This is a genomic window from Variovorax ginsengisoli, assembly GCF_030486595.1.
Classification (GTDB): domain Bacteria; phylum Pseudomonadota; class Gammaproteobacteria; order Burkholderiales; family Burkholderiaceae_C; genus Variovorax; species Variovorax ginsengisoli_B.
Window position 1 is genome coordinate 1 of record NZ_JAUJZH010000026.1, and the last position, 21,844, is coordinate 21,844.

The 21,844-nt window shown below is 70.2% G+C and carries 21 protein-coding genes; 7 read left to right on the forward strand and 14 right to left on the reverse strand.

What is annotated here, in order from left to right; all coding sequences use genetic code 11:
- Positions 1-105: 105 nt before the first annotated feature.
- The 3 genes from QZH52_RS28290 to hmpA all read right to left on the reverse strand — a co-directional run bounded on the left by QZH52_RS28290 (position 106) and on the right by hmpA (position 1,952).
- On the reverse strand, positions 106-477 hold the full coding sequence (locus tag QZH52_RS28290; protein ID WP_301814166.1) for a type II toxin-antitoxin system VapC family toxin: 372 nt from the start codon (positions 475-477) through the stop codon (positions 106-108).
- Positions 464-673: a type II toxin-antitoxin system VapB family antitoxin gene (locus QZH52_RS28295; protein ID WP_301814168.1), complete on the reverse strand. Its 210-nt coding sequence runs from the start codon at positions 671-673 to the stop codon at positions 464-466. The genes QZH52_RS28290 and QZH52_RS28295 overlap by 14 nt, the downstream gene beginning before the upstream one ends.
- 88 nt (positions 674-761) lie before the next feature.
- Positions 762-1,952 (reverse strand): NO-inducible flavohemoprotein, encoded by a 1,191-nt coding sequence (gene hmpA, locus QZH52_RS28300; protein WP_301814169.1) that lies wholly within the window; start codon positions 1,950-1,952, stop codon positions 762-764.
- A gap of 147 nt (positions 1,953-2,099) precedes the next feature.
- On the opposite strand from hmpA, the gene norR reads away from it, so the two are divergent.
- Positions 2,100-3,683 carry a nitric oxide reductase transcriptional regulator NorR gene (gene norR, locus QZH52_RS28305; RefSeq protein ID WP_286530223.1) on the forward strand — a complete coding sequence of 528 codons (1,584 nt, stop codon included), beginning with the start codon at positions 2,100-2,102 and terminating at the stop codon, positions 3,681-3,683.
- Positions 3,684-3,687: 4 nt separating this feature from the next.
- Here norR and selD read toward each other — a convergent pair whose 3' ends face one another.
- Positions 3,688-4,767, reverse strand: a complete 1,080-nt coding sequence (gene selD / locus QZH52_RS28310; RefSeq protein WP_286530221.1) for a selenide, water dikinase SelD — start codon at positions 4,765-4,767, stop codon at positions 3,688-3,690.
- Between the two features lie 83 nt (positions 4,768-4,850).
- Here selD and QZH52_RS28315 point away from each other — a divergent pair, with 83 nt between their 5' ends.
- Genes QZH52_RS28315 through mnmH form a run of 5 tightly spaced genes read left to right on the forward strand, consistent with a single transcriptional unit; the run spans position 4,851 to position 9,167 of the window.
- Positions 4,851-5,708 carry a putative selenate ABC transporter substrate-binding protein gene (locus tag QZH52_RS28315; RefSeq protein ID WP_286530220.1) on the forward strand — a complete coding sequence of 286 codons (858 nt, stop codon included), beginning with the start codon at positions 4,851-4,853 and terminating at the stop codon, positions 5,706-5,708.
- Positions 5,709-5,739: 31 nt separating this feature from the next.
- Positions 5,740-6,474 (forward strand): phosphonate ABC transporter ATP-binding protein, encoded by a 735-nt coding sequence (locus QZH52_RS28320; RefSeq protein WP_286530218.1) that lies wholly within the window; start codon positions 5,740-5,742, stop codon positions 6,472-6,474.
- On the forward strand, positions 6,471-7,298 hold the full coding sequence (locus QZH52_RS28325; RefSeq protein ID WP_301814171.1) for a PhnE/PtxC family ABC transporter permease: 828 nt from the start codon (positions 6,471-6,473) through the stop codon (positions 7,296-7,298). The genes QZH52_RS28320 and QZH52_RS28325 overlap by 4 nt, the downstream gene beginning before the upstream one ends.
- Complete coding sequence (gene phnE / locus QZH52_RS28330; protein ID WP_301814172.1) at positions 7,295-8,095, forward strand: phosphonate ABC transporter, permease protein PhnE; 801 nt, start codon at positions 7,295-7,297, stop codon at positions 8,093-8,095. Before QZH52_RS28325 ends, phnE begins: the two co-directional genes overlap by 4 nt.
- The gene (mnmH, locus tag QZH52_RS28335; RefSeq protein WP_286530214.1) at positions 8,088-9,167 is read left to right on the forward strand and encodes a tRNA 2-selenouridine(34) synthase MnmH; all 1,080 of its coding nucleotides are present in this window, start codon (positions 8,088-8,090) and stop codon (positions 9,165-9,167) included. Before phnE ends, mnmH begins: the two co-directional genes overlap by 8 nt.
- Before the next feature lie 18 nt (positions 9,168-9,185).
- Here mnmH and QZH52_RS28340 read toward each other — a convergent pair whose 3' ends face one another.
- From QZH52_RS28340 to QZH52_RS28360, 5 genes are read right to left on the reverse strand one after another with little or no spacing between them, the layout of a single operon-like run.
- The gene (locus QZH52_RS28340; protein ID WP_301814173.1) at positions 9,186-9,998 is read right to left on the reverse strand and encodes an enoyl-CoA hydratase; all 813 of its coding nucleotides are present in this window, start codon (positions 9,996-9,998) and stop codon (positions 9,186-9,188) included.
- Between the two features lie 10 nt (positions 9,999-10,008).
- Positions 10,009-11,445 (reverse strand): aldehyde dehydrogenase family protein, encoded by a 1,437-nt coding sequence (locus tag QZH52_RS28345; RefSeq protein ID WP_301814174.1) that lies wholly within the window; start codon positions 11,443-11,445, stop codon positions 10,009-10,011.
- A 6-nt stretch (positions 11,446-11,451) separates the two neighbouring features.
- Entirely contained in the window at positions 11,452-12,246 is a 795-nt protein-coding gene (locus tag QZH52_RS28350) for an enoyl-CoA hydratase/isomerase family protein (RefSeq protein WP_301814175.1), read from the reverse strand.
- Positions 12,233-14,359, reverse strand: coding sequence for an acetate--CoA ligase family protein (locus tag QZH52_RS28355; protein ID WP_301814176.1), 2,127 nt, complete (start codon positions 14,357-14,359; stop codon positions 12,233-12,235). Before QZH52_RS28355 ends, QZH52_RS28350 begins: the two co-directional genes overlap by 14 nt.
- Positions 14,360-14,367: 8 nt before the next feature.
- On the reverse strand, positions 14,368-15,318 hold the full coding sequence (locus QZH52_RS28360) for a tripartite tricarboxylate transporter substrate binding protein (protein ID WP_301814310.1): 951 nt from the start codon (positions 15,316-15,318) through the stop codon (positions 14,368-14,370).
- Positions 15,319-15,447: 129 nt separating this feature from the next.
- Here QZH52_RS28360 and QZH52_RS28365 point away from each other — a divergent pair, with 129 nt between their 5' ends.
- Complete coding sequence (locus tag QZH52_RS28365) at positions 15,448-16,350, forward strand: LysR substrate-binding domain-containing protein (RefSeq protein ID WP_301814178.1); 903 nt, start codon at positions 15,448-15,450, stop codon at positions 16,348-16,350.
- Positions 16,351-16,410: 60 nt separating this feature from the next.
- Here the strand turns inward: QZH52_RS28365 and QZH52_RS28370 are convergent, their stop codons facing one another.
- Genes QZH52_RS28370 through QZH52_RS28390 form a run of 5 tightly spaced genes read right to left on the reverse strand, consistent with a single transcriptional unit; the run spans position 16,411 to position 21,772 of the window.
- Entirely contained in the window at positions 16,411-17,385 is a 975-nt protein-coding gene (locus tag QZH52_RS28370) for a Bug family tripartite tricarboxylate transporter substrate binding protein (RefSeq protein WP_301814179.1), read from the reverse strand.
- 28 nt (positions 17,386-17,413) lie between these two features.
- Positions 17,414-18,967, reverse strand: a complete 1,554-nt coding sequence (locus QZH52_RS28375; protein WP_301814181.1) for a bifunctional 3-(3-hydroxy-phenyl)propionate/3-hydroxycinnamic acid hydroxylase — start codon at positions 18,965-18,967, stop codon at positions 17,414-17,416.
- The gene (locus QZH52_RS28380; protein ID WP_301814182.1) at positions 18,964-19,827 is read right to left on the reverse strand and encodes a fumarylacetoacetate hydrolase family protein; all 864 of its coding nucleotides are present in this window, start codon (positions 19,825-19,827) and stop codon (positions 18,964-18,966) included. Before QZH52_RS28380 ends, QZH52_RS28375 begins: the two co-directional genes overlap by 4 nt.
- A 20-nt stretch (positions 19,828-19,847) precedes the next feature.
- Complete coding sequence (locus QZH52_RS28385; protein ID WP_301814184.1) at positions 19,848-20,747, reverse strand: VOC family protein; 900 nt, start codon at positions 20,745-20,747, stop codon at positions 19,848-19,850.
- Positions 20,744-21,772, reverse strand: coding sequence for an amidohydrolase family protein (locus QZH52_RS28390; RefSeq protein ID WP_301814186.1), 1,029 nt, complete (start codon positions 21,770-21,772; stop codon positions 20,744-20,746). The genes QZH52_RS28385 and QZH52_RS28390 overlap by 4 nt, the downstream gene beginning before the upstream one ends.
- Between the last annotated feature and the right edge of the window lie 72 nt (positions 21,773-21,844).

Sequence of the window (21,844 nt, forward strand, 5' to 3'; positions counted from 1 at the left end):
CGCTGTCCGCCCTTCGGGGTGCAGCGTTGTGGCTCGGCGCACCCACGGTGCGCAACCCACGGTAGTCCCGGAGACGGGCCGCCTCAACGGCTCAAGCCATTCTGTCTAGTGCGTGTCGAACGCCGCGAGCTTCAGCCTCACAGCCGCCTGGAGCAGGCGCTTGTCGCGGGTCCACAAGCGTGCTGCCGTCTCCAGGCGTGTTGCCGCGAGCAAATGGAGATCGACGTAGCCGATGCCCATCCCGAACAACTGTTCGCCGTGAAGGAATGCCATCGCCTCGTCCGCGCTGGCGACGTCTATGGCGGGCAATGCCTGCAGCGCGCTCAGCGTCTCTTGTCGCCTTGGCAAGCTTCCCAAGGCAATTTCCCCGATCACGTAGGGATGCGTCAGCACTTCGCCGTCTTCCAGCAGCGTCTGCAACCTCGCGTCACCGCGCGCCAGATGGTCGATCCAGACGGAAGTGTCAACGAGGATCATTCGAAGGCTTCGACTGCCGGCGCGGCACAGGAGCGAGGCCGGGCGCGGAGCCCGCGAGGAGCGACAGTCGCCTTGCCGCTTCTCGTTGCACCAGGCTCTTGAGCGCCTGCTGGATCAAGGCGGAGTTTTCCTGGATGCCGGTGAAGGTCCGTGCCTGGGCCAGCAAGTCGTCGTCCAAGGTGACGGTCGTGCGCATGTAGATATCCCGAAGTGCATCAAATGTAGCATCATATGATGCACTTCGAGGGTCTGGGAAATCAGGGTCAAACCCTGATGACCGTCCCTCACTCCAGCGCCGAAGCCGGCCCGAAGAACTCGTAGCGCGCCTGCCGGTCCGGCACGCCGAGCGTGCGCAGCGCGCTCTTCACCTGCTGCATGAAGGGCTTCGGTCCGAGAAAGTAGGCATCGATGTCGCGCGTCGCCGGCAGCCACTGCGCGAGCTTCTGCGCGTCGAGGCGGCCGACCGCGTGCGGTGCGTCCGCTGCGGGCGCGCCTTCGCTCACTTCGTCGTAGCAATAGAAGCGCGCGAGCTGCGGATGCTTGTGGGCCAGCGCATCGATGGCATGGCGGAAGGCGTGGGCGCCGCGGGTGCGCGCGCAGTGGATGAAGTGGACCGCGCGCGAGGTCTTCAGCGCGGCCTCGAGCATCGCCAGGGTCGGCGTGATGCCGACGCCGCCGCTGATCAGCACGAGAGGCCGTTCGCCCGGCTCCAGCGTGAAGGCGCCCGCCGGCGGGAACAGCTCGACCGTGCTGCCTTCGGCGACTTCGTCGTGCAGGTGGTTCGATGCCAGGCCGCCGGTTTCGCGCTTGACGCTGATGCGGTAGGTCTGGCCGTTCGGCGCCGCCGACAGCGAGTAGTTGCGGCGGATCTCGTTGCCGTCGACGACCAGCCGCAGGCCGATGTACTGGCCCGGCTTGAAGTCGAGGATCGCGCCACCATCGGCCGGCGCCAGGTAGAAGGAGTTGATCTCCTCGCTCTCGACTTCCTTGCGCACGACGACGAAGGGCCGGGCACCGCGCCAGCCGCCGGGCGCATCGGCCCGCTCGTCGTAGGCCTGCTTCTCGGCACCGATCAGGATGTCGGCCAGTTGCCCGTAGGCGGCGGCCCAGGCGGCGATCACCTCGTCGGTGGCGATCTCGGCACCGAGCACCTCGCGGATCGCACGCAGCAGGCAGGCACCGACGATCGGGTAGTGCTCGGGCAGCACCTGCAGCGCGACGTGCTTGTTGACGATCTGGCCGGCCAGATCGCCGAGCGCTTCGAGGCGGTCGATGTTCTTGGCGTACATCAGCACGCCGTTGGCCAGCGCGCGCGGCTGGTCGCCGCTGGCCTGGTGGGCCTGGTTGAACAGCGGCCGCACTTCCGGATGCTCGTCGAGCATGATCCGGTAGAAGTGCGTGGTCAGCGCCTCGCCGCCGGTTTCGAGCAGTGGCACGGTGGCGGTGACGATGGATTTCTGTTGCGGGGTCAGCACGGAAAGGCTCCTGGAGTTCAGATGGATGCCTTGTTCATCGCAATCTCCGTTCCAGGCGCGGGAGGCAGCAAAATCAACGACTTGTCGTTGACAGTGTCCTTATGACCTGACGAAAATCGTGTCGGTATGACCCACCACCGTGTCCAGATGACTGCCGACAAGCTGCTCGAAGCGGTCGCGCCGCTGGTCGCCGACCTGGGCTCCGGCCTGCCGGCCGAGGAGCTCTATCGCCGCCTGCTGCAGTCGCTGCGCCTGCTGCTGCCCTGCGATGCCGCGGCGCTGCTTCGGCTCGAGGACGGCAGCCTGCTGCCGCTGGCGGTCGACGGCTTGAGCCGCGACACGCTGGGCCGTCGTTTCCGCATCGCCGAGCACCCGCGCTTCGCGGCGCTGCTGGGGGCCGCCGGGCCCTTGCGCTTTCCTTCCGACAGCGCGCTGCCAGACCCCTACGACGGCCTGGTCGAGGGCCTGCATGGCGACCTCCCCGTGCACGACTGCGTGGGCTGCCCGATCCAGCTCCATCAACGGATCTGGGGCTTGCTCACGCTCGACGCGCTGCAGCCCGATCGCTTTTCGCGCGGCGACCTGGCGGCGCTGCAGCTGTTCGCCAACCTGGCGGCCGGCATCGTCACCGTGGCCGGCCGAATCGAACAGTTGGAGAACCGCGTGGCGCTCGAGAGCCTGCGCGCCGAGGGCTACCGGCTCGCCGCGGCGCCGCGCGCCCGCGAGCTGATCGGCCGCAGCACGGCCATGCGCCGGCTCGTCGCCGACATCGAGACCGTGGCCGGCAGCGAGCTGTCGGTGCTGATCCAGGGCGAGACCGGCGTCGGCAAGGAACTGGTCGCGGAGGCGATCCATGCCGGGTCCCCGCGTGCGGCGCGGCCCATGATCAGCCTCAACTGCGCGGCCCTGCCCGAGACACTGGTCGAAAGCGAATTGTTCGGCCACGTCAAGGGCGCGTTCACGGGCGCCACCAGCGACCGGCCGGGCAAGTTCGAGCTGGCCGATGGCGGCACGCTGTTCCTGGACGAGGTCGGCGAGCTGTCGATGCCGGTGCAGGCCAAGCTGCTGCGTGTGCTGCAGAGCGGCCAGCTGCAGCGCCTGGGCTCCGACCGCGAGCACCATGTGGACGTGCGCCTGATCGCTGCCAGCAACCGGGACCTGGCCGACGAGGTCAAGGCCGGCCGCCTGCGCGCCGACTTCTACCACCGCCTGAGCGCCTACCCGCTGCGGGTGCCGCCCCTGCGCGAGCGGGGCCGCGACGTGCTGCTGCTGAGCGGCTTCTTCCTCGAAGAGAACCGCTCCCGGCTCGGCATCGGCGCGGCCCGGCTCGATGCCAGCGCGCAGGCGGCGCTGCTGGCGTACGACTGGCCGGGCAACGTGCGCGAGTTGGAGCATCTGCTCGGGCGCAGCGCGCTGAAGGCGCGCGCGCGGCATCCGCAGCGGCCGCGGATCCTGAGCCTCACGGCGGAAGACCTGGATCTGGAAGGGCGCCGCGCCGAGGTCGCCCCGGCGATCGAAGGGGCGGACAGCGCGGACAGCGCCACCGACGCGCCGCGCCAGGGCGAGTCGCTCCAGCAAGCCGTCGATGCGCTGAAGAGGCAGCGCCTGCTGGCGGCGCTCGCGGCGCATGGCTTCAACCGGGCGGCGGCCGCGCAGTCGCTCGGCCTCGACCGGGCCAACCTGATCCGGCTGGCGAAGCGGCTGGGGGTCGCGCTCGAACCCGTGAAATGAGGCCTCAGGGCAGCAGGCGCAAGCCGGCCCGGCCGGCTTCGGTGCGGCCGATCACGGCCGCGGCGCCGAAGCCTTCGTCGCGGAAGATCGCCAGCACCGCATCGACCGCCTCGGGCGCGCAGCTCACCAGCAGTCCGCCCGAAGTCTGGGGGTCGCTCAGCAGCGCCTGGGCAGTGGCCGGCAGGCCCGCGGCCAGCTCGACATCGGCGCCATAGCCGCTCCAGTTGCGGCCCGAGGCGCCGGTCACGAAGCCCTCGGCGGCCAGCGCCTCGACGCCTTCGAGCCGCGGCACCTTCGACCACTCGATCACGGCGGTCAGCCCGGCGCCGCGCGCGAGCTCGAGCGCGTGGCCGGCCAGTCCGAAGCCCGTGACGTCGGTCAGCGCATGCACGCCGGGCAGCGCCGCCAGCGCGATGCCGGGCGTGTTGAGCCGAGTCGTGCTGTCGATCAGCTGCCGGTAACCGGCCTCCGACAATTGCTCCTTCTTGAGCGCCGCCGACAGCACGCCGACGCCCAGCGGCTTGCCGAGCACCAGCAGGTCGCCGGCCCGGGCGTCGGCGTTGCGCTTGACCTGCGCCGGGTCGACCAGGCCCATCACCACCAGCCCATAGATCGGCTCGACCGAGTCGATGGTGTGGCCGCCCGCGATCGGGATCCCGGCGGCGCGGCAGACGTCCTGGCCACCGCGCACGATCTCGCCGATGGCCTCGATCGGCAGTTGGGCGACCGGCATCGCGACCAGCGCCAGCGCCATGATCGGCTTGCCGCCCATCGCGTAGACGTCGCTGATCGCGTTGGTGGCCGCGATGCGCCCGAACTCGTATGGATCGTCGACGATCGGCATGAAGAAATCGGTGGTCGCGATCAGGGCCTGGCGGTCGTTGAGCCGGTAGACGGCGGCGTCGTCGGCCGTTTCGATGCCGACCATCAGCTCGGGCGGCATCAGGCCGCCGGCGCCGCTCTTCAGGATCTGCGAGAGCACGCCGGGCGCGATCTTGCAGCCGCAGCCGCCGCCATGCGAGAAGCTGGTGAGCCGCAGCGGCGCGAGCGGGTTGACGGGGCGGGAGGAGGGCGTGTCGTTCATGGGGCCCATTATCCGAGCGGCGTGCTGGCGCGTCTTTCTACAATCGAGGGTTGTCCGCCTACCGGCCCTCCGGCCGCTCCCTCATGAAAACAATCTCCCGCCGCGCCTTGGCGCTGGTCCTTTCCGCCTTCGCCGTCGGTGCCTTTGCCCAGGGCAAGGTGCTGCGCGTGTCCGCCATTCCCGACGAGGCGCCGACCGAGCTGCAGCGCAAGTTCAAGCCGCTGGGCGACTACCTGCAGAAGGAGACCGGCATGGAGGTGCAGTTCACCCCGGTCACCGACTATGCGGCGGTGGTCGAGGGGCTGGCCACCAACAAGCTCGACCTGGCCTGGCTCGGCGGCTTCACCTTCGTGCAGGCGCGCATCCGCACCAACGGCGGCGCGGTGCCGATCGTGCAGCGGGCCGAAGACAAGGTGTTCACCAGCAAGTTCATCGTGCCGGTCGACAGCCCGGCCAAGACCCTGGCCGACCTGAAGGGCAAGACCTTCGCCTTCGGCGCGCCTTCGTCCACCTCGGGCAGCCTGATGCCCCGCTACTTCCTGCTGCAGGCCGGCATCGATCCCGAAAAGGACTTCAAGACCGTGGCCTTCTCGGGCGCGCACGATGCCACCGTGGCCTTCGTGGCCGCCAACCGGGCCGAGGCGGGCGTGCTCAACGCGTCGGTGTGGGACAAGCTGGTCGAGGCCAAGAACCCCAACGCCGCCAAGGTGCGCGTGCTGGCGACCACGCCGACCTACTACGACTACAACTGGACCGTGCGCCCGGGCCTCGACCCGGCGCTGGCGAAGAAGCTGACCGACGCCTTCCTGAAGCTCGATCCCGCGAACCCCGCCCACAAGGAAATCATGGACCTGCAGCGGGCCAGCAAATTCATCCCGACCCAGTCGTCCAACTACGACGGCATCGAGGCGGCGGCCAAGTCCGCGGGCCTGGTGAAGTGATGCGGCGCAGGCCGCTTGCCGGACCGGACGCGTGAGCTTCTCGCTCGATGCGGTCGGCCTGGTGCATCCGAACGGCCACCGTGCGCTGCAGGGCGTGTCGCTGGCCGCCGCCGGGGGAGAGCGGCTGGCGGTCATCGGTCCTTCGGGCGCCGGCAAGACCACGCTGCTGCGCGTGCTCGGCGCGGCGCTGCGGCCCGGCGAGGGCAGCGTCCGGCTGCTCGACCAGGCACCCTGGCAGCTGAGCGCGCCGGCGTTGCGCGGCCTGCGCTCGTGCATCGGCACCGTGCACCAGAGCCCGCCGATCGCGCCCAGGCTGCGGGTCGTGACCGCGGTGCTCGCGGGGCGGCTCGGCCAATGGTCGGCGCTGCGGGCGCTGGGCTCGCTGCTGCGCCCGTCCGACCTGCCCGGTGCGCACGAGGCGCTGTCGCGGCTGGCGCTCGAAGACCGGCTGTTCGAGCGCTGCGATCGCCTGTCGGGCGGGCAGCTGCAGCGCGTCGGCATCGCCCGCGTGCTGTACCAGCGGCCGGCCCTGCTGCTGGCCGACGAGCCGGTGTCGGCGCTCGACCCCACGCTGGCCGACCTGACGCTGCAGCAACTGGTGCGGCAGAGCGAGGCGACCGGCGCGACCCTGGTGGCCTCGCTGCACGCGGTCGACCTGGCGCTGCGCTGGTTTCCGCGCATCGTCGGCATGCGCGGCGGGCAGGTCGTGTTCGACCGGCCGGTGGGCCAGGTCGACGAGGCGATGCTGAAGGCGCTGTACGCATGACGGATCCGACCGCGCTGCGCGACCCGGCGGCCCGCCGGCGGCTGGTCGGCGGGTTGGCCGCGCTGGCGATCGCCTGGCCGATGCTGCAGCTGGCCGGGTTCCAGCCCGCGGCCCTGTTCGGCGCCGGCAACCTGCAGGTGATCGGCGGCTTCCTGGCCGGCTTCGTGCCGCCGGCCACGGCGCCGGACTTCCTCGCGCTGCTGGCCAAGGCCACGCTCGAGACTTTGGCCATGGCCACCGCCGGCACCGCCCTGGCCTTCCTGATCGGCGCGCCGCTGGCCTTCGTGACCACCCGTGCGCTGTCGCGGTCGCGCATCGGCCCAGGGCCGGGTCGGGTGCGCGCCGCGGCGCTGCGGCAGTGCGCACGTTCGCTGCTGATGGTGCTGCGCGCCATCCCCGAAATCGTCTGGGCGCTGATCTTCGTGCGTGCGCTGGGGCTCGGTCCGGCGGCCGGCGTGCTGGCGCTCGCCATCACCTATGGCGGCATGCTCGGCAAGGTCTACGCCGAGGTGCTCGAATCGACCGACACCGCCCCCGCACGGGCCCTGCTCGAAAGCGGCAGCGGCCGGCTGGCGGCACTGTGCTACGGCCTGCTGCCGAACTGCGCCCAGGAGCTGACCTCCTACACCGTCTACCGCTGGGAGTGCGCGGTGCGGGCCTCGGTGGTGATGGGCTTCGTCGGCGCCGGCGGCCTGGGCCAGCTGATGGACCAGTCGATGAAGATGCTCAACGGCGGCGAGGCCAGCAGCATCCTGCTGGTCTTCCTGGGGCTGGTGCTGCTGACGGATGCGCTCAGCAATGCCCTTCGGAGATTGCTGCGATGAGCGCCTCGTTCGCGGCCGCGCCGCCGCGCTGCCTTCGCTGCTGGGCCACGGCGCTCGCCATCGTGATCGCGGCGGCGGCCAGCTTCGCCTGGCTCGCGATCGACTATGGCGCGCTGTTCACCGGCGAGTCGCTGTCGCTGATGGGCAGGTTCATCGCCGAATTCTTCCCGCCCGACCTCTCCGCCGCGTTCCTGCAGAAGACCGCCTGGGGTGCCTTGCAGACCCTTGCCGTGTCGGCGCTCGGGACCTTGCTGGCGGCCGCCGGCGGTGCGCTGCTCGCGTTGCCGGCCTCGGGCCGCTCGGGGGCCTGGGTGCAGGGCGCGACCCGCTTCGTGCTCAACTTCCTGCGCAGCGTCCCCGAGCTGGTCTGGGCGGCGCTGATGGTGCTGGCGGCGGGCATCGGCCCCTTCGCCGGTGCGCTGGCGCTGGCGCTGCACACCACCGGCGTGCTCGGCCGCCTGTTCGCCGAGAGCCTGGAGAACGCGCCGCGCGCCCCCGAACGGGCGCTGGCGCAGAGCGGCTCGGGCGCCGTGGCGGCCTTCGCCTACGGCAGCCTGCCGCTGGTGCTGCCCCAATGGGTGGCCTACACGCTGTATCGTTGGGAGATGAACATTCGAATGGCCACCGTGCTGGGCTTCGTCGGCGGCGGCGGCCTGGGCCAGCTGCTCTACTTCCACCTGTCGATCTTCCAGCAGCCACAGGCGATGACCGTGCTGGCCGCGATGTTCGGCCTGGTGGCGCTGGTCGACATGGCGAGTGCCCGGCTGCGCCGCGACCTGGGGCCGGCCCATGCATGAGGACGACAAGCGCTACCGCCCGACCCGGGTGGCCGACATCCCCGGCTTCGACACCCTGATCGACGCCCGCTCGCCGGCCGAGTTCGCGCTCGACCACATCCCGGGTGCCATCAACTGTCCGGTGCTCGACGACGAGGAGCGCCGCATCGTCGGCACGCTCTACAAGCAGACCGGGGCCTTCGAGGCCCGCCGGGTCGGCGGCGCGATGGTCGCGGCGAACCTGGCGCGCCACCTGCGCGAGCAGTTCGCCGACCGGCCCGCCAACTGGCGGCCGCTGGTCTATTGCTGGCGTGGCGGCCTGCGCAGCGGCTCGATGGTGACCTGGCTGCGACTGGTCGGCTGGGACGCCCAGCAGCTGGCCGGCGGCTACAAGAGCTTCAGGCACCACGTGCTGGCGCAGATCGAGGCCACCTGTCCGCAGCTGCAGCTGCGCGTGATCTGCGGCGCCACCGGCAGCGCCAAGACCCGCCTGCTGCAGGCCCTGGCCGCGCGCGGCGAGCAGGTGCTCGACCTCGAGCACCATGCCAGCCACAAGGGCTCGCTGCTGGGTGCCTTGCCCGGCGTGCCGCAGCCTTCGCAGAAGCAGTTCGAGACCCGCATCGCGACCGCCTTCGAGGCCCTGGACCTGGCCCGGCCGGTGTACGTCGAAGGCGAGAGCGCCCGCATCGGCCGGCTGTCGCTGCCGATCCCGCTGGTGGCGCGCATGCGCGGGGCCGACTGCATCGAGGTGCAGGCCGACCCGGCCGCGCGGCTGGCCTACCTGCTGCGCGACTACGCCTACCTCGGTGACGACCGCGAGGCCCTGGCCGGCCAGCTGGGCAAGCTCAAGGAGCTGCAGGGCAAGGCCGTGGTGGACCGCTGGCAGCAATGGGCGCGCGACGGCGAACTGGCGCCGCTGTTCGCGGAGCTGATGCTGCTGCACTACGACCCGCACTACGAGCGGTCGCAGGCGAAGCACTTCGGCCGCTGGGCGCAGCGGATGACGGTGGCGACCGCGGATCTGACGGAGGCCGGAATCGAGGTGTTGGCCGAGGGCGTGCGGGCTTGCGAAGAGCCGACCGGGCGCGCGTGAATTCGCGCAGCGCGTGCGTCAGCGTCCCGAGAAGCGCGCCGGTCGTCGTTCGACGAAATGCGCGACACCCTCGGTGAAGTCCTCGCTCCGGATGCTCTCGACCATCTCGGCGTTGGCGAGCGTCACGGCCTCGCCGAGCGACTGGTAAGGCGCCTCCCAGAGCTGCCGCTTCATGACGCGCACCGAGCGCGGCGACACGTCGGCAGAGAGTGTCCTGGCCAGCGCCTGTGCCTCGGCGAGCAATCGATCGGCCGGGACGACCCGGTTCACGAGCCCCATGCCGAGTGCCTCCTGCGCGTCGATCTTGCGAGAAGTCAACAACAGGTCGGTGGCATGCGCATGGCCGACGATGCGCGGCAGCATCCACGAGATGCCGTGCTCGGCGATCAGGCCGCGCTTGGCGAAGGCGGTGGCGAAGACCGCCTTGTCGGAGGCGATCCGGAAATCGCTGTAGAGCGCCATCACCAGGCCGAGCCCGGCAGCGGCGCCGTTGACGGCGCAGATCACCGGCTTGGGAGCGGCGGGGAAGTACGAATAGCGCGTCTGGTAGTCGGCCCTTCGGTTCATGTCGAACGGCCGCATCCACTGCTCCGCGCGGATGTCCTCCGGCGGCAGCACTTCGAGTTCTTCCATGTCCATGCCCGCACAGAAGGCCCGGCCCGCGCCGGTCAGGACGATGGCCCGCACGTCCTTGTCGCTGCCGGCCTGTTCGATGGCCGTGCGCAGTTCTGTCTCGAGGATCCGCGTCAGCGCATTCATGCGCTCCGGCCGGTTCAGCGTGATCGTCGCGACGTGTCCGTCGACCGTGTAGATGATTTGTTCGAAGTTCATGGTGAGAGGTTCAGTGGAGGGTCTCGATGAAGGCGGCAGGCAACTGGATGGACACGGGCTCGACGAACTCCTCGAGGCCACAGCGCCCGTTCTCGCGCCCGATGCCCGATTTCTTGAAGCCCCCGAAAGGCGCGGCGGGGTTGAAAGGGGCGCCGTTGATGTCGACCTGACCGGCGCGCAGGCGGCGCGCGACGGCCAGCGTCGCCGTCTCGACCGGTCCCCACACGGCGGCTGCCAGGCCGTAGTCGGTGCCGTTGGCCAGCGCGATGCCGTCCTCCACCCCGTCGTAGCCGATCAGTACCAGCACCGGACCGAAGACCTCGTCGCGTGCCACCGCCATGTCCGGCGTCACGTCCGCCAGCACGGTGGGCGCCACGAAAAAGCCGTGCGGGGGCAGATCGGCCGGGCTCCCGAGCTGGCGTGCGCCGGCGGCCAACGCCCCGGCGATCAGGCCTTCGACCTTTTGCTGCTGCGCCTTGGAGGCCAAGGGCCCGAGTCTTGTCGCGGCGTCGGCCGGGTCGCCCATGCGGTAGGCGGCCAGGAGATCCACGGCCGCCGCTTCGGCTGCGCCCAGCAAGGGCCGCGGCACCAGCAGCCTTGTCGTCGCCGAACAGGTCTGGCCCGAATTGAGCATGCAGCCCGCCAGCGTGGTCTTGACCGCAAGCGCCAGGTCGGCGCCGGGCAGCACCAGCGCCGCCGACTTGCCGCCGAGTTCGAGCGCCACGCGCTTGATGGCTTCGCCGGCGATGGCCGCGATGTGGCGTCCCGCGCGGGTGGAGCCGGTGAACGACACCATGTCCACTTCGGGATGCCGTACCAGGGCCTCACCGACCTCCGCTCCGCTGCCGTGGACGAGGTTGAACACACCTGCCGGCAGCCCGGCCCGAAGTACCGCCTCGGCGAGCAGGAAGGCGCTGGTCGGCGCCAATTCCGAAGGCTTGAGCACGACCGTGCAGCCGGCCAGCAGTGCAGGCGCGATCTTTCCGGTGATCTGGTGCAGGGGATAGTTCCAGGGGGTGATGCAGGCCACGACGCCGGTAGGCACTTGCTGCACGAGCGAATGGCCGATGCGCGTCTCCCATTCGAATTCGCCGGCAAGGTCCGCGTACATGTCCCAGGCGGCCAGTGGCGCGCCGACCTGGATGCGCGCGGCCAGCTTGCGCGGCATGCCGACTTCCCGCGAGATGGCGGTGGTCAGCGCGTCGGCTTGTTCGCGCAGCGCGCCGGCGATGCGGCGCACGGCCGCGATGCGCTCGGCGGGAGGCGTGGCGGCCCAGCCTGCGAAGGCGCGGCGAGCGGCCATCACCGCGGCATCGACGTCGGCGGGCGAGGCGCTGCGCCAGGAGGCGAATGCTTCCTCGGTGAAGCTGTCGGTGACCGGCAGGTCGTCCGCGCCATGGGCGGGCACCATGGCGCCTTCGATGAAGAGCTGGTTGAAACGGGTCATCTGGGGTCAATCCTTGGAGGGGTTCGAAGTCTTCGGGGCGTCGCGTCTGGCCAGGAACTCGCGCATGACGCGCTGGGGTTCGCCGGTGGAATAGCACTCGAGCTGGTAGCGGATGCCTGCGCTGCAGGCGTCGTCGAAGCCTGCTTGGGTGCGCTCGCGAAAGCGTTGCTTGGTGGTGCGCAGCGCGGCGCCAGGGAGGGCGGCCAGGGCGCGCGCGCGTTCGAGCGCGCGCGGCAGCACCTGCTCGGGAGCGACCAGGTCGTTGACCAGGCCCAGCGCATGCGCGCGTTCGCCGGTGATCAGTTCACCGGTGAGCGACAGCTGCTGGTTGAGCGAATGACCGATCTGCAGCGACATCAGGTAGGAGCCGACGATGCTGGCCAGCCCGGCCTTGACTTCGGGCTGCCCCATTCGCAGCGTCGGGTGTGCCACGCGCAGGTCGCACATCAGCGCCATCTGGAACCCGGCGCCGACCGCGGTGCCGTTGAGCGCGGCGACGATCGGCTTGGACACGTCGCGCACGGCCTGGTACATCGCATGCTGGCGGTTGAGCCAGCCTGCCAGCGTGTCGGTGTCGATCGTTGCCGACTCGTCCAGGTCCTGGCCACCGCAGAAGGCGCGCTCGCCGCTGCCGGTCAGCACGATCGCCCCGACGTCCCGATTGGCATCGAGGGCACGCAGTTGCTCGCCGAGGGCGGCGCGCAACTCTGCGTTGACCGCATTCATCACGGCAGGCCGGTGCAGCCGAACCACAGCCGTGCCGTCCTGGATATCGACCTGCACGGTGTCAGTGCGCTGCATGCGATGCTCCCTGGCGTTCGATGACGGCGTCGACGGCCCAGCCGCCCTGGCCTGCGTCGCCGACGATCAGCGGGTTGAGGTCGATCGATGCGATGGCGAGAGGGTGCGCCGCCGCGAGCGCGCCGAGCGCCACCGCAGTGCGCGCAACCACGTTCAGATCGAGGGGCGCTTCGCCGCGGACGCCGGCGAGGACCGGCGCGATGCGCAAGCGGGCGAGTTTGGCGATCACGTCCGATTCGGAGAAGGGATGCAGCAGCACCACGAAATCGCGCAGGGCCTCGACGTACTTGCCGCCATCGCTGACCATCACGACGGTTCCGAACAGCGGGTCCTGACGCACGCCGAGTGCGAATTCGCGGCGCCCGCGCACCCTTTGCGCGACGATGACGCCGTCCAGCGGCAGCCCCATCGCGGCGACGCGTTCGGCGCATGCGGTCCAGGCGTCTCGAACCTGGTCCGCGGTCTGCACGTCGACGAAGACCAGGCCGTGCTCCGACTTGTGGGGAATGCGCGCCGAACACGCCTTGACCACGACCTGCGGTCCCAGGGCTCGCCAAGCGGCGATCACTTCGTCCGCGTTTCGGCACAGACGGTGCGCGACCGTGGGGATGCCGGCGGCGCCCAGCAGGGCGAGACTGTCCGCCTCGCTCAGGAGCGGGTCATCGCCGTCCGGCAGGGGCTGCGCATCCAGCGAAGGTGCCCGCAGTGCGTGGCGCGCGGCCGACTGCTGCATCAGCATTCCGTGCCGGCTCCACTGGTGCAGCGCGTTGATGGCGTCCGTCTCATGGGAGAACACCGGAACGCCGGCGTCGCGGAAGGCCTGTCGCACCGAGGCCTGGGGCGCGGACACCACGCACGGCTTGTTGCGCGCTGCGGCGAAGCGGGCGGTGTCGCGGGCCATGCCGGGCACGTCGTAGCCTTCTCCGGCGACCGGCACGCCGATGAGGAACATGTCGGCCTGCGGGTCGGCCGCCAGCGCGCCCAGCGTGTCGGCGTACATGCCGCCCTGGGTCATGAGCGAGGCCGTGAGGTCGACCGGATTCTGTGCCGTCGCGAAGCTCGGCATGATGCCGGCGAGGGCGTCGATGACGGGTTGGCCGAGTTCGGCCAGCGCCAATCCGAGCGTTGCGGCCGCATCGGCGCAGAGCACGCCGACGGCGCCGCTGTGGCTCATGACGACCAGGTGCTCGGCCGCCCGGGGCGGCGAGGCGAGGTAGAGCTCGACGGCGTTGACCAGCCCCTGCACGTCGGTGGCACGCCAGATGCCATGGCGCTCGAAAAAGGCGTCGACGACGACGTCGTCGTTGACGATGGCGCCGGTGTGCGAAGCTGCGGCCTTGGCGCCGTGCGCGCTGCGGCCCGACTTGAGCGCGATCACCGCGGCACCGCGCGCCGAGGCGAGCCGTGCGACCTCCGCGAGCATGGCCGGGTCGCTCAGGGACTCTATGTACATCAGGACGACGCGGATGTCGGGGTCCGCCGCCGCCGCCAGCGCCAGCTCGCACACCGATGCATCGGCGTCGTTGCCCGAAGCGACCAGGTAGCGCACGCCGACGCCGCGCTCGCGCAGCATCGCGTACGGCATCACGCTGGCCGCACCGCTCTGGCTCACGATGGCCACCGGGCCGTCCGCGGGTTCGACTTCCATGAACATCGTGCTGAAGTTCATCACCGCGCCGGTCTGGAAGTTGGCCACGCCCTGCGCGTTCGGCCCGATCAGGCGAATGCCGAGGCGCCGCGCCTGCGCCACCAGCGCCTGCTGGCGCGCGACGCCCTCGGTGCCGGTTTCGCCGAAGCCCGAGCTCATCACGATGGCGCTGCCGATGCCGCGCGCCGCACACTGGTCGATCACGCCGGCGACCGCATCCTGGCCGACTGCGATGATCGCGACGTCGGGCGCCTCGGGCGTCGCCGCGAGCGAAGGGTAGGCCGCCAGGCCCTGGACCGTCGCGCGCTTGGGATTGATCGGGTAGACCGCACCCTGGAAGCCGAAGCGCTGAAGGTAGTGCAGTGGACGCCCACCGACCTTGTTGCGGTCTTCTGTCGCGCCGACGATGGCGATGCGCCGCGGCGCGAAAGCGCGTTGCAGCCGGGGATCGAGGAGGTCGTTCATGGTGTCGCTCAGTCGAGGCTGGCGCCGGAGGCCTTCACCACCGGCGCCCACTTGGCGGTGTCGCTCTTGATGAGTGCGGCGAATTCGGCTGGCGTGGTCGTGTGGGCATCGGCGCCGTCGGCCTCCATGCGCTTCTTCATTTCGTCGGTGGCCATGACCGCGACCATTTCGCGGTTCAGGCGTTCGACCACCGCAGGGGGCGTCGCCTTGGGCGCCAGCACGCCATACCAGATCGTCACGTCGAAGCCCTTGAGGCCGGCTTCCTGGACGGTCGGCACGGCCGGCAGCAGCGGCGAGCGCTGCGGACCCGTCACGGCGAGCGCGCGCACCTTGCCGGCGGCGATGTTCTGGGTCTGCTGGGCGATCGTGTCGAACATCATCGACAGGCGACCGCCCAGCAGGTCCACCATGGCCGGTGCGGAGCCCTTGTAGGGGACGTGCGTGATCTGGATGCCGGCCGTGCTGCGGAACAGTTCGCCCGACAGGTGATTGGAGCTCCCGTTGCCGGCCGAGCCGTAGGTCAGTTCGCCCGGCCTGGCCTTGGCGAGCGCGATCAGGTCGGCCAGGTTCTTTGCCGGAATCCCGGGGCTCGCGACGAGCACGTTCATCGTCGTGGCCATGAGGCTCACGGGCGCGAAGTCCTTCACCGGGTCGTAGCGCAGCCGGGCGTAGAGGCTCGGGTTGATCGCCAGCGTGCCGGTGGTGCCGAAGAACAGCGTGTGGCCGTCGGCCGGCGCACGGGCCACGAGTTCGGCCGCGATGCCGCCGCCGGCGCCGCCGCGGTTGTCGATGATCACCTGCTGGCCGAGCCGGTCGCCGAGCTTCTGGGCCAGCAGGCGGGCCATGGCGTCGGTCGGACCCCCGGCGGGGAACGGAACGACCAGCGTGACGGCCTGCCTTGGATAGGCCGCCTCCTGGGCATGGAGCAGGGGCGCGGCCAGCAGCGAGGCGGCCGCCATCGCGAACGCGATCGGGTGCTTGATCTTCAAGGTTGTCTCCTTTTGGGTGAATGCAGCCCGAGGTTAGGACGCGCTGTGAGTTCCAGAAAGGGCAAGTTATGGATTTCTGATTTCCATTAAAGTGAAGTCATGAAGCTCAAGCAACTGGACACCTTCCTGCGGGTTGCAGACATGAAATCGCTGTCGCGGGCGGCGCTCGCTTCGGACATGGCCCAGTCGCTGGTGAGCCGCCAGATCGCCATGCTGGAAGCCGAGTGGGGGCGGCGGCTGTTCGACCGCACCGGTCGCGGCATGGCGCTGTCCGACTTCGGCCGGCGCATCTACCCGGAGGTCCAGCGCGTCGTCGAGCAGGTGCGCCAACTCGACGCCGCGGCAACCGAGGCGGCCGGCGTGCTGACCGGCACGGTGCACGTGGGCGTGTTGCCGTCCTTGTCGCGCCAGTTGCTGCCGATGCTGCTGGCCGACGTGCGCGAACGGGCGCCGGCGCTGCACCTGCACGTGATGGAGGGTTTCAGCGGCACGCTTGACGAGCAGCTCGCATCCGGCCGGCTCGACATGATCGTGGTGAATCGCTATGGCTCGTCGGCGCTGCGCGGCGAGGACGTGCTCGGCAAGGTCGAGACCTTCCTGATCGGCAAGACGGGCCGGCCCGAACTGCAAGCCAGGACGGTTCCGTTTCGCGCCCTGGGCGGCCTCCCGCTGGTGTTGCCCGCGGCGCCGAACGGACTGAGAACCACGCTGGACGTGCTCTCGCGTCGACACAACGTCGCGCTCGACATCGTCATGGATGTCGACACCGCCACGGCAATGAAGGACGTCGCAGCGAGCGGACACGCGTTCACGTTGCTGCCCATCACCGCGGTGACGCAGGAGATCGAACTGGGCCTGCTGTCGGCCTGTCGCGTGACGAGCCCGGGCATCCGGCGGACGATCGCGCTGAGCCTGACGCGGCAGCGGCCGCTGTCGGAAGGCGCCCGGCTCGTCGCTTCGCGCGTGCGGCTGCTGGCCTCGGGCCTGCTGTCTGATCTCTAGCTCTGGGCCGAGCGGCGGGCGACGCCGTGGCGCCGGGTCGAGGGCTAGCGTCGCCCGGCATCACTCCGGCGAAATGCTCAGGTCTTTCGTGAGCTTGGCCCAGCGTGAATGCTCCGCGTCCAGCATGCCGCCCATCTGCGTCACCGTGCCGGCGCCGTCCGTCATCGGGCCGATGGCCAGCAGGCGCGCCGCCATGTCCTTGTCGCTCAGCACGACGTCGAGCTCGCGGTTGAAGCGCTGGACGACGGCGCTCGGCGTGCCGGCGGGGGCGACGATTCCGATCCAGCCGGCATAGTTGAAGCCGGGCAGCGTGTCGGCCACAGGGGGCACCTGGTCCCAGCCGGCGATGCGCTTGGCGGTGGTGACGGCCAGCGGGCGGAGCTTGCCGGCCGTGACCATCTGCGAGACCGACGGGACGTCGCTCACCAGCACTTCGATCTGGCCGCCGACCGTGTCGGTCACGCCGGCACTGACGGAGGCATAGGGCACCGAGTTCACCTCGATGCCCAGTTGGGCGGCCAGCAGCCGGGTGATCATGCCGCTGAAGGTCTTCGGCCCTTCGTTGGCGATGGCCAGCTTGCCGGGATTGGCCTTGGCGTATGCGACCAGGTCGCCCAGCGACTGGAACTTCGACCCCGCATTGACCGAGATGGTGAAAGGCACCGTGCCGACCATGCCGACCGGAACGAAGTCCTTCCGCGGGTCGTAGGGCAGGTTCTTGAACAGGTAGGAGTTCATGACCAGCGCCGCGGCGGTCGCGAAATAGAAGGTGTAGCCGTCGGCGGCCGAACGGGCCGCCGCCTGGGCGCCGATCGCGTTCTGACCGCCTGGACGGTTCTCCACCACGATCGGCTGGTTGAGCCGGCGCGAGAGCTGGTCGCCGATCATGCGTGCCATCGAGTCGGCGCCCGATCCGGCGGGCTGCGACAGGATCAGCTTGATGGGCTTGTCGGGCCATCCTTGGGCCCAGCTGGTCGGCATCCAGGTGGCGAGCAGCGCGGCGCCGGTGGTCAGGGTGAAGGTCCTGCGATTCATTGTCGATGTCTCCTGTTGATTGTTGGGTTCAGGCCTCGCAGGCCGCCGTGACGCCGAGGGCGATGGCCGCCTCTTCGAGCAGCGCCGTGGTGTCTTGCGCCGTGGCTGCGACGCCATAGACGTAGTTGTCGGGCCGCACCAGTGCCGCCACGCAGGCATGGCGCTGGAACCAGTCGGCGGCGACGCCTTCGGTTTCCGCCAGGGCCTGCAGCGAGACCCGCGTGAGCCCGCTCCATGCGCCGACTTCCGCGTCCGCTGCAGCGTCAGCGGAGAGCACCAGCCGCCAGCCGTGGCCGGCGACCTCGTCCATGCGGCTTCTCTTCCCGCCCTGCTGCAGCCAGGGCTGAGGAAACAGGCCGCCGCGTGCCGCGCTCTCGCGCCCGGACAGCAGGCCGTGTTCGAGCCGGGGCAGGATGTCCTGGCGCGGCGTGTCCCTGACCACCCCGGCGCAATCCGCCAGCAGCTGCGCATCGCGCGCCCGGGCCTTGGCCGGGTCGCGTTCGCAGATCACCGCGCCGACGCCCTTGATGCGGCTCGTCAGCTCGCGCACATGCGCCTTGCGCTCGGTGCCGTAGCTGTCCAGCAGGGCTTCGGCGGCCGTGCCGCCGACCTCGCCCTGCAGCACCGCCGCGAGCTTCCAGCTCAGGTTGGCCGCGTCGCGGATGCCCTGGCACATGCCCTGCCCGAGGAAGGGCGGCTGCATGTGCGCGGCATCGCCGGCCAGGAACACGCGGCCCTTGCGCCACTGGGCGGCCACCAGCGCGTGGAAGCGATAGCTGGCCTGGCGCCACAGCGTTCCGTCCGCGGGCGTGAGCCAGCGCGAGAGCAGCTTCCAGGTCTCGGCGTCGGTCGCGACCGCGCCGGGATCTTCGCCCGGCTTCAGCGAGATCTCCCAGCGGCGATGGTTCTTCGGCCCGATCACCAGGGTGCACGGACGCTCCGGCTCGCAGTACTGCACGCTCACCGGCGGCAGCTTGGCGAGGCCCTGGTCGTTGACCAGCACGTCGACCACCAGCCAGGGCTCGTCGAAGTCGAGGTCCTCCAGCGGCATGTCGAGTTGCGTGCGCACCGTGCTTGAGCCGCCGTCGCAGGCGATCGCATACCGGGCGCGCACCGCCTTGCGTTCGCCGTTCGCGGTGTCGATGGCGAGCGACACGCCGTTCGCGTCCTGCTCGATGCCTTGCAGCGTCGCGCCGAGCTCCACCGTCACGTTGGGCAGCTCGGCGACCCGAGCGCGCAGCACGCGCTCGACCGCCGGCTGCGTGAAGACCATCGAGGGCGTGTAGCCCTGCGGGTAGGGCGGCGCGACCATGGTCATGCGGCGGATCAGCTGGCCGTCGACGCCGAAGTATTCGGAGTTGGTGAAGGGCTCGCAATAGGGCTGCACCGCTTCCGCCACGCCGAGCTGCTGGAACACCCGCATGATCTCGTGGTCGAGGGCGATCGCGCGCGGGATCTGGTAGACGTCCTGCAGCCGCTCGCAGACATGGACCCGCAGGCCCTTCTGCCCCAGCAGCCCGGCTGCGACCTGGCCCGCCGGACCGTAGCCGACGATCGCGACGTCGTAGACAAGTTCGCTCATCGCGCTTCGTTCACGATCGGGTTCGACAGCACGCCGACGCGCTCGATCTCGACCTCGTAGCGGTCGCCGGCCTTCATCCACACCGGTGGCGTGCGCGCCTGGCCGACGCCGGCCGGCGTGCCCATGACGATCACGTCGCCGGGCTCCAGGGTCAGCACGTCGGCCAGCAGGGCAATGGTCTCGGCGACGCTGAAGATCATGTCGCTGGTGTTCGCGTCTTGCATCACCTCGCCGTTGAGGCGGCCCTGGATCTTGAGGCCGACCGCGCCGGGCGGCAGCGCGTCGGCGCTCACCAGCACCGGCCCGAAACCGCCGGTGCCGTCGAAGTTCTTGCCGATGGTCCATTGCGGTGTGCGCTTCTGGTAGTCGCGCACGCTCATGTCGTTGAAGCAGCTGTAGCCGAAGACGTATTGCAGCGCGTCGGCCTCCTGGGTGTGGCGCGGCACGCGGCGGCCGATCACCACCGCCAGCTCGGCCTCGTAGTCGAACTTCGAGGACACCGAGGGCACGACGCCGGCCTCGCCGTGGGCGATCAGCGAGGAGGCGCCGCGGAAGAAGAACCAGGGGTAGTCGGGCTTCTCGCGCCCGCCTTCCTTGGCATGGTCGTAGTAGTTGAGGCCGAGACAGACGATCTTGCCCGGCTCGGGCACCAGCGGTGCGAGGGCCGCGGCGGCGAGCGGCTGGCGGGCGCCATGGGCCAGCGCCTGCCGTGCCGCCTCGTTCAGGTCGACGCCGGCCTGGAGTGCGCGGCGAAGATCGTCGGGCACCTGCGGCTGGGCATCGTTCAGGTCGATCAGCTGGTCGTTGTCGACCACGGCCAGGCGAGGCGCGCCGTTGCGCAGGTAGGTGGTGAAGTTCATGGCTTTCTCTTTCAGGGGAATCAGGAGGGAACGAACAGGACGCGCCGCTGCGCCTCCTTCAGGGTGGGGCCGGGCGGTGGCGAGATGCCCCACTGGTCGACGCGGCCGGGCGGCCACTTCCAGTCCTCGGGGCCGCGAGGCCGGTAGCGCTCGTCGACCTGCTCGACCTCGGCCGTGTATTCGATGACGACGCCGAAGGGATCGATGAAGTAGTTGAAGAGGTTGTTGCCGGGACCATGGCGCCCCGGCCCCCACTGGATCGGGAAGCCTGCATCCTTCATCCGGCCGCCGCCGCGCATCACGGCATCGCCGTCGGGCATCAGGAAGGCGATGTGGTTGAGCGCGTCGTTGTCCGAGACGCCGACGGCCAGCGTGTGGTGGTCACTGTTGCAGTTCATGAAGGCGATCGCCACGGTGCGGTCGGCCAAGGTGAAGCCGAGCACCTTCGACAGGAAAGCCTGCGTCTCGTCGACGGCGTGGCTGTTGAGCACGACGTGGGTCAGCCGCAGCGGCCGGTCGCGCGTCGACGCCGACGGCTCGCGGCGGGCATCGCCGTGCACCACCTGGAAGATGCGGCCGTGCGGGTCGCGGAAGCCGAAGCCGGTGCCGCCCGCTTCTTCGTCCAGCGGCTGGACCGGGCTGAGGATCCGTCCGCCGCCCGGCTCGACCTGCGCGGCCACGGCAGCCAGCGCCTCGGCGCTGCGCGCGCGCAGCGTGACATGGCGGATCCGCGGCACGCCGCCGCCCTGGTGCAGGGCGAGCAGGAAGGCATCGCTGCCGCTGCCCCGCAGACAGAGCGCGCCGTTGCCGCGTGCAGCGACCTCCAGCCGCCAGGTCTCGGTGTAGAAGCTTTCGGCCTGCGCCAGGTCGGGCACTTCGAGTGCCACGCTGCGCAGCCCCTCGATCCAGGGTGAACTCATGCGATGCCTTTCGAAAGGCCGAGGAAGCGCTCGGCGTTGCGGTGGACCAGCGCGGCCGCGGTGTCGGCATCGAAGCCTGCGGCCTCGACCCGCTCCACCGGCGTGCGGTCGTGGAAGTTGAAGGGGTAGTCGGTGCCCAGCATCAGCTGGCTGCCGCCGAAGCTGCCGACCAGGTGGCGCAGGGTCGGGGTGTCGAACACCAGCGTGTCGTAGAAGAAGCGGCGCGCCTGTTCCACCGGCGATTGCAGCAGGGTGTCCTGCAGGGCCGGGAACACGCCCGCGCCCTGCTGCAGGCGCGGCAGCAGCGAGGCCAGCGTGCCGCCGCCGTGGCTGAAGGCGATCCGCAGCTTCGGCCGCCGTACCAGCAGGTTGCTGGTGATGGCCGATGCGGCGGCGAGGCCGACGTCGCCGGGGTAGGCCAGCACCTGCTGCAGCGCCGGCGGGCCCACCAGCCGGTCCATGCCCGCGGGCCGGATCGCATGCACGAACACCGCGGCGCCGAGCCGTTCGCAGGCCTCGAAGAAGGGGTCGAAGGCCGGCGCGCCGATCGCCACGCCATTGATGTTGCTGCCGATCTCGACGCCGGGGAAGCCGAGCACCTGGACCACATGCTCGAGTTCCCGGATGGCCAGGTCCATGTCCTGCAGCGGCACGGCGCCCAGGCCTGCGAGTGCGCCGCCGCTTTCGGCCACCATGCCGGCGATCTGCTCGTTCAGGAAGCGCAGCAGCTGCTGCGCGGGCTCGGCCTCCATCCAGTAGGAGAGCAGCTCCGGCATCGGCGAGACCACCTGCAGGGCCAACCCCATGCCCGGCAGGTCCTGCAGCCGCTTGCCCGTGTCCCAGCATTTGTCGGAGACGGTGCGGTACACCTTGCCCGAGATCATGACGCTGCGGTGGCAGGGCTGGGCCGCGGCCATCGACGGCCAGTCGGCCGGCAGGTGGCTGCCGACGTAGGCCGGGAAGTTCTCCGGCACCACGTGCGCGTGCGTGTCGATGCCGCAGGCGCAGCCGGATGGGTGTTTCAACGTGCTCAATGTGTGTCTCCGGCCGCGATCGTAGGAAGTCGACCAGCCCATGTACAGACGATTTGCCCGATA